Consider the following 6,194-nt stretch of genomic DNA (forward strand, 5'->3'; position numbering starts at 1 on the left):
CTTACCGGCGCGGCGGCTGGAAACGATCCAGCCGCTTGACGACCTGGGTTTCCAGCTGTGTGAATTCCCCTGCAATGGCCTGGGACTCGTCGCTCGCCGTCACCGGCAGATGCACGATGCCTTCCAGTTTTTGGAGCAGCCGGCCGGCGAGGTGCCGTTCCTTGTAGCTGAAGACGTCGCCGCCCTGGACGAGCAGGCAGAGGCTGTAGATGCGCCGGAGAGAATGAGGCTCCGATGCGAGGTTGAGCCATTGTGCTCTCGTAATATGCATTTGACCTCCAGACCGAATGGAGGAAGACGAAAGCCCAGCGCAAAGAGTTTCAGGTTCGCGCTCTTCGCGATGTCGGCAAGGTCGAAAATTCGGCCGCCGAAGCGGCCGAACGAAAGCGGTTCCGCTATGGCGCTTACTGCGGCATGTGGATCGTTCCGTAGATGATGTTGCGGTTGGCGCCGAAGAAGACGCGCTTTTCCGCCCGCTGTCCGTCGAGGCTCGCTTCGATGATCGACCACATCTCCGACTGCGATCGCAGGAGAAGCGTCCAGTTCATCATCGTTTCCATGTAGCCATCGTCGGGAACTTCGGTCGAGAAGTTGGCGAACAGGAACATGCCGCCCGGCTTCAGCATCGAGAGGCATGTCTGGGTCAGCTTCACCGCCACCTTGTCGGCAAGATAGTCGTAGAGGCCGGCCGCATAAATCAGGTCGAACTGGCCGAGGCTGTAGTCGTTCTTCAAGAGCCCCCGGACGGAACCGTCCATCGCGTCGATCGGCGTCCCGCGAAAATCGCGCATCGTGCGTCCGACGCTCAAAGGGTCCTGATCGAGCGCGACCCAGCGTTTGATGCGGCCCTCCCGTACAGCGCCGGACGCTTCGGCTTCGCGCAGATGTCCTGCGGCCACCGCAAGCACTTCCGTCCCCGGGCCGCGTCTGGCAGCCGTTTCATCAACCGTGCGGGTCAGGAGATCGCGGCGCTCCCGCACCGCAACGGCGGAGGGGGCATTGCGGGTGTACTCATAGAGCGTGCGGCCGAGCGGCGAGGCGTTCCTGACATCGGCAGCACTATCCGGGTGCCCGTAAATGAAGTCGATCAGGCTCGCATCCCCGGAATAGCCACGCGGTTTTTCGAACGACCAGCGGGTAAAGGGATCATTGTGGAAATAGTCAGCCACCGGGTGATCCTGGACCAGCGGGATGAGCTGCGGCCAGACGGCGAAGTATTTTTCGCGGGCCTCGTGAAGGGATCGTATCAGGCGGGCGATGATCTGGGCTGGGCTCTGGTCCAGCTGGATCTGCTGGGAGGCGACCTGCAGGATCAGGGCAATCTCGTCTCTGGCGATCCGCAGCAGCCGGTCGCTGACGGCGGCGCCCGAGGGGAAAACCTCCCTGTTGACAGCGATAGGCGTGATCAGGCTTTGCCCGTCAAATGCGTCGATTGGCTTTTTCACGCTACATCCTTTGGTTAGCAAAAAGTTAACAGAGAGCGTAAGAGATGACTCAAATTGTAGGGAATTGCATCGATCTTTAGGAAAGGTGGTTAACGGCGCAGGAGACCCCTTACGCAACGAGGGTTCGGCGCTGTGGAAATGAACCGTTAAGCTACTTCCGCTAATGTTTTCTGGAGCGTTGGTAAGTCTGATAAGACATTGGAACGGAGTGCCCGGATCCTGCTTAAGGGACGGGCTGCCGAACGGCCGGTGAGGACATCGGTAAGGCAACGAAAACGGTGGAGGGTGCATGATGCACAGGTCGACCGACACCATCGAGTTCGGCGCGTCGCAAGATCCGATGAGACAACCGGAGGTTACGCTTCGCGATCTTTATCGGCATCATGCCGAGAGCGCGCACAAGCAATCGACCCGCCGCGGTCTGTGGGCCGCCGTGTTCGTCTATCTCGTCTTTTCGATCAGCGACATTTGGCTGATCGGCGACGTCGCGCCCTATACCGTCACGGCCCGGTTCACGATCTCGATCATCATGCTGTTTGCGCTGGAATTTCAGGTGCGCAGGCCATCGTCGGCCGATGCGATCGACAGCACGGCGGCGATCGCGCTGATCTGTGCTTATGTCGGCTGGCTCATTCCCAGCATGATGAGCGAACACTCGGTCGTCATGTCCTATTACATGGTGTTCGGCGCCATTTTCATGATGAGCGTGAACCTGTTCTTCAACTTCCCGTTCCGGATATCCGTGGTGGCCTCCGGCATCATCCTGGTGATCTTCCTGTCCGGCCTCGTCTGGTTTCCGAATGTCGGCTACAGCTACAAGTTTACGTTCGGCCTGTTTTGTATCTCCTGCTTCATCTTCACGTCGTATGTGAACTGGAAGCTGAACCAGGAGCGCTTCAACGTCTTTCTGAATGCGCTGGAGGCCAAGGCGCAACATCGGCAGGCTGCCGAACGCGGCGAGGCGTTGCTCCGCCTGTCGCACACCGATCCTCTGACCGGCCTTGCGAACCGCCGCGCGATCGACAATCGTCTGCGCGATGTCTGGCGTGAATGGCAGCAAGCCGGCCGGACCTTCGCGATCATCCTGGTCGATGTCGATTTCTTCAAACGATACAACGACTATTACGGCCATCTGGACGGCGACAAGTGTCTTGTGCTGGTCGCGGAGGCTCTGCGCGCATTGGCCGAAAAGCATAAGGCGTCTGTCGGCCGCTTCGGGGGCGAGGAGTTTATCCTGCTCGCCCATGTCGAGTCCGAACAGCAGACCGCCGAGGTTTGCGAAGCGCTGCGCCGCGCCGTGGAGGACCTCGGGCTCCTGCACGAGCAGCGACGGGATGGCACGTCGAAAGTCACGGTCAGTGTCGGCGCTGCCTTTACCGCGGATCACACGCTGTCGAAAGTGGAGAAGCTGATCCATCAGGCCGACCGCGCGCTCTACAGCGCCAAGGCGTCGGGACGCAATTGCGTCAAGCTCTTCCATATCAACGATCCGAACAATCGGGACGACGGCGAAAACATTGCCGCCTTGCTGAAGATCGCGGTGCCGCAGGGCCTCGTGTCCATGGTCTATCAGCCGCTGCAGGACGTGACGACCGGCAAGACCTGTGGATATGAAGCCCTGATGCGGTTGAAGATGTCGGATGGGGCCTTTCTCTCGCCGGCGCTGTTCATCCCCGCGGCGGAGCGGTCGGGTGCGATCGTCGGCCTCGGGCAGTGGGCTCTGCGGCGTGTCTGCGAGGAGTTGCTCGTCACCAATCTCGCCCCCGTCGCCAGCGTCAACGTTTCCCCGCTCCAGTTGAAGACACCCGGCTTCGTCGCCTTCGTGGCAGAGACGCTGGACGAGTTCGGGATTTCGGGCGATCGTCTGGCCTTCGAGATCACCGAGGGGCAAGACATGGAGATCCATTCGAGCCTTCTGCGCTGCATTAGCGACCTGCGCGCCCTCGGGATCAAGATCTGGCTCGATGATTTCGGCACCGGCTTTGCCGGCCTCTCCTGGCTGCGGCTGATCGATTTCGACTGCATCAAGATCGACAAGTCGTTCCTGCACGATTGCGACACGCGGCGTGGCTGTGCCATGCTCGACGATATCCTGCGCCTGGCCCGCAACCGTGGGGCGACGATCCTGGTCGAGGGCGTCGAAACCGAGGAGCAGTTCGAGCTCATGCACCGGCTGAAGATCGACCTGATGCAGGGCTATTATGTCGGTCGCCCCGCGCCGGCCACGAGCCTGCGTCCGATCAGGCCGGTGCGCAAGCTGGTCGTGGTCTCCGGATAAAACGACCCGTCAACGCCCGGCCCTCCGCCGCGTGCTTATGCCCGTGCCCATTCCGAGGAAACAGGCTCGCGACCGCACATCGCCCGTCCGACGAACACGCGTCTCGCTGCAGGTCGGAGCGCCGGCACCTTGCCGTTCCCGTCAAGATTGAGAGTCGGAACCAAGCACCCTCGGGGAATGGATGCGATGCCGGTCTGGTGCCAGTCCACCCGACCGGCGCTCTTCCTCTCGTCCCTGGACGCCGCTCTCCAGAAGATCCCGCCGCGTGATGTCGTCGAGCGAAGCCTCTTCGCGCTGAGATCCGGCGCGCTTGTCCACCTTCGTCGCCGACCAAGGTAACGTGGTCCTCGTCGGCGGCACAGGGACAGGAAAGAGCCACCTGGCTATTGCGATTGCCCGTTCTCTCATTCGCAATGGAACACGCGGCCGCTTCTTCAATGTCGTTGATCTGGTCAACCGCATGGAAACGGAAACACGCAGCGGAAAGCAAGGACGAACGGCGGATTATCTCAATCGCCTCGACTTCATCATTCTTGATGAACTCGGCTATGCGCACCATGTCGCTGCCGACATGACCTATCGCTTGGGAGATCGCCCGGGCAGGGAAACAAAGGGCCGCGTTCTCAATGCCCCAACGGAAGGCGAGGGGGAAGCAATTTGTCTGACACAGTCTGAGCACACCCGAAAAGGCGGCTCCGGTGGGGTGCATGACAATATGTTGAAAGCGCTCAAGGGGATAGACCATCCTCACTTTCCGGGAACTGCTTCGATGCGGCAAATCCTCAAGAAGTCGCAGGAAGCGCTGCTTGCGACCAAAGGAATTGACACGGCTTGCGCCAAAGCGGCCAATGCCCGCGCCGAGCCGCAGGTCAAGGCCAATACCGGCATGAGAGCGCCCGGCCGAATCAAAGAAAAGCCGCTGCCGACCGGGAAGATCGCCGATGACCTGCGCGCCGGACGCTACCCGTAACAAAGGGAGAATAAACTCAATGACGGACGTGATGGACGACGAGGGGAATTTCGAGGAGCTTTATGGCGCGTGGGAGCCGAAACTCTACGCCGCCGCAATGGCGGAAAATGACCGCTATTTTGCGCTTCTCCTCGGCGGAACGCGCTGGGACGATCCATATACCATCATCCTGACGCGGGACGCCGTTGGCCAGACTTTTTCGCGCTCGGATGTAAGGCGGGAGCTGCGCGACATTCGCGTGCTGCCGTCGTCCGACAGCAACGCTTATCCTTCTTATGTGACCATCAGCCGAAGCGGCGATATCTACGTCGTGCGCCCCGCAGGATCCGAGCATTTTGTCATTCCGCGAACGCAAGCGGAATCGGAGGATGCGCCCGATATCGAGTTTAATTCCATCTTTCCGGTCGGGGATAACTGGCTGGTTTCGGGAAGCGACGGGGTGATGAAGCTCGGAAAGTCAACGACCTGGGAAGACGTCGCTCCAAAGCTGGAAACGAAATATCCTTACAGCCCTCCCAAATGGTCGATCCTCGGTGCGAATGCGAATGGCGACATCTCCGTCATTGCCGTCGAAATGTCGAACACGCGCTACTTCAACCTTTATCCCGGCCACGAGCTTTACCGGGATGACATGTCGGAAGACGAGGAAGACGAACTCCAGGCCAAGCTCTATGCGGAGCAGAAGACCTATCCAATGCTGACGACCTTGTTTACCGGGCGGCCCGGCGCCTGGAAGCGGCAAGAACTTCCGCAGCGGATAGCCAGCTCCCTGCCCGCCTATCCCTATGTCTCCGGTCAGGTCAGCGGCAAGACCGGGAGGGACTATATTTTTGGTTCCGATGGCCTGATAATGGAAGCCATGCCTTCAGTGGATTTTTCCGAGATCGGGTCGCTTCCCGATCGTGAAAAGCACTATTCCAGCGGCGCTTTCTGGCGGGGCGATCTGATCCTGGTGGCGGGTTCGGAACTGCTTCGTTTTGATGGCCATCTTACAACGCCGTTCTCGCCCAAAGTTCGCGTCAAGCTTGGTTCCCCAAGAGTACAGCCTTCGGCAGTTTTTGGGCGTGACGAAAAACTTTATGTCTTCGACTATGGCCTTCGCTACTTCATTCTTGACGGAAACGAATGGAACCAGCGTGAAATACCGACGGATCTGACCGAGAGGCCCTTCAAAGGCGGCGGCGAGAAGTGATCACGTCGCGTGATGTCGTCGAGCGCAGCGTCTTCGAGCTGAGAACCGGCGCGCTTTTCCACCTTCGTCGCCGACCAAGGTAACGTGGTCCTCGTCGGCGGCACAGGGACAGGAAAGACCCACCTGGCTATTGCCATTGCCTGTTCTCTCATTCGCAACGGAACACGCGGCCGCTTCTTCAATGTCGTTGATCTGGTCAACCGCATGGAAACGGAAACACGCAGCGGAAAGCAAGGACGAACGGCGGATTATCTCAATCGCCTCGACTTCATCATTCTTGATGAACTCGGCTATGCGCACCATGTCGTT

The 6,194-nt window shown here is 59.6% G+C and carries 4 protein-coding genes and 2 pseudogenes; 4 read left to right on the plus strand and 2 right to left on the minus strand.

What is annotated here, in order from left to right; genetic code table 11:
* Position 1: 1 nt before the first annotated feature.
* A complete protein-coding gene (locus C8J36_RS16675; RefSeq protein WP_062596141.1) occupies positions 2–271 on the minus strand; it encodes a hypothetical protein in 270 nt (89 codons plus the stop codon).
* Positions 272–404: 133 nt separating this feature from the next.
* Positions 405–1,445: a class I SAM-dependent methyltransferase gene (locus tag C8J36_RS16680; protein WP_132536535.1), complete on the minus strand. Its 1,041-nt coding sequence runs from the start codon at positions 1,443–1,445 to the stop codon at positions 405–407.
* Between the two features lie 289 nt (positions 1,446–1,734).
* Here C8J36_RS16680 and C8J36_RS16685 point away from each other — a divergent pair, with 289 nt between their 5' ends.
* From C8J36_RS16685 to C8J36_RS16700, 4 genes and pseudogenes are all read left to right on the plus strand, one after another.
* Positions 1,735–3,723: a GGDEF and EAL domain-containing protein gene (locus tag C8J36_RS16685; RefSeq protein WP_132536537.1), complete on the plus strand. Its 1,989-nt coding sequence runs from the start codon at positions 1,735–1,737 to the stop codon at positions 3,721–3,723.
* Positions 3,724–4,042: 319 nt separating this feature from the next.
* A pseudogene (locus C8J36_RS16690) lies at positions 4,043–4,273 on the plus strand (ATP-binding protein); the annotation flags it as partial.
* Between the two features lie 439 nt (positions 4,274–4,712).
* The gene (locus tag C8J36_RS16695) at positions 4,713–5,885 is read left to right on the plus strand and encodes a hypothetical protein (RefSeq protein WP_245506595.1); all 1,173 of its coding nucleotides are present in this window, start codon (positions 4,713–4,715) and stop codon (positions 5,883–5,885) included.
* 63 nt (positions 5,886–5,948) lie between these two features.
* Positions 5,949–6,194: pseudogene (locus C8J36_RS16700) on the plus strand (ATP-binding protein); the annotation flags it as partial.

Origin of the sequence: Rhizobium sp. PP-F2F-G48 (genome assembly GCF_004342335.1) — a bacterium.
Lineage (GTDB): Bacteria > Pseudomonadota > Alphaproteobacteria > Rhizobiales > Rhizobiaceae > Ferranicluibacter.

Excerpts from the sequence above, each read along its gene's own strand:
- C8J36_RS16675 (WP_062596141.1), bottom strand. The coding sequence starts at position 271 with ATGCATATTACGAGAGCACAATGGCTCAACCTCGCATCGGAGCCTCAT.
- C8J36_RS16685 (WP_132536537.1), top strand. The coding sequence starts at position 1,735 with ATGATGCACAGGTCGACCGACACCATCGAGTTCGGCGCGTCGCAAGAT.
- C8J36_RS16695 (WP_245506595.1), top strand. The coding sequence starts at position 4,713 with ATGACGGACGTGATGGACGACGAGGGGAATTTCGAGGAGCTTTATGGC.